This is a genomic window from Staphylococcus sp. GDX8P54P, from assembly GCF_017893165.1.
In the GTDB taxonomy this organism is placed as follows: domain Bacteria; phylum Bacillota; class Bacilli; order Staphylococcales; family Staphylococcaceae; genus Staphylococcus; species Staphylococcus borealis.
In genome coordinates this window covers 1,527-1,904 of the sequence record NZ_JAESMM010000069.1, presented here as the reverse complement: position 1 = coordinate 1,904, position 378 = coordinate 1,527, and the positions used below count along the sequence as shown (strand labels likewise).

1 protein-coding gene is annotated in these 378 nt (G+C 34.4%); it reads left to right on the top strand.

Going from position 1 to position 378, the window contains the following annotated elements:
* A partial coding sequence (locus KA909_RS13125) for a recombinase zinc ribbon domain-containing protein (RefSeq protein ID WP_210130311.1) occupies window positions 1-378 on the top strand: 378 nt, incomplete at both ends.

Sequence of the window (378 nt, the reverse complement as noted above, 5' to 3'; positions counted from 1 at the left end):
ATCTATTAACAGGTATCGTTCATTGTCCACAATGTGGTGCACCTATGGCCGCGAGTAATACTACTAATACACTCAAAGATGGGACAAAGAAGCGAATACGCTATTATTCTTGTAGTAATTTTCGAAACAAAGGCTCAAAAGTATGTTCTGCGAATAGTGTTAGAGCTGAGGTGATTGAGAAATACGTTATGGATCAAATACTTGAAATTGTCAAAAGCGATAAAGTTCTCAAACAAGTTGTCGAACGTGTTAATCAAGATAGTCAAATTGATATGGCTGCACTTAACTATGATATCGCATATAAGCAACAACAATTTGATGAAATAAACACTAAACTAAAAAATCTAATTCAAACCATCGAAGACAATCCAGACTTAA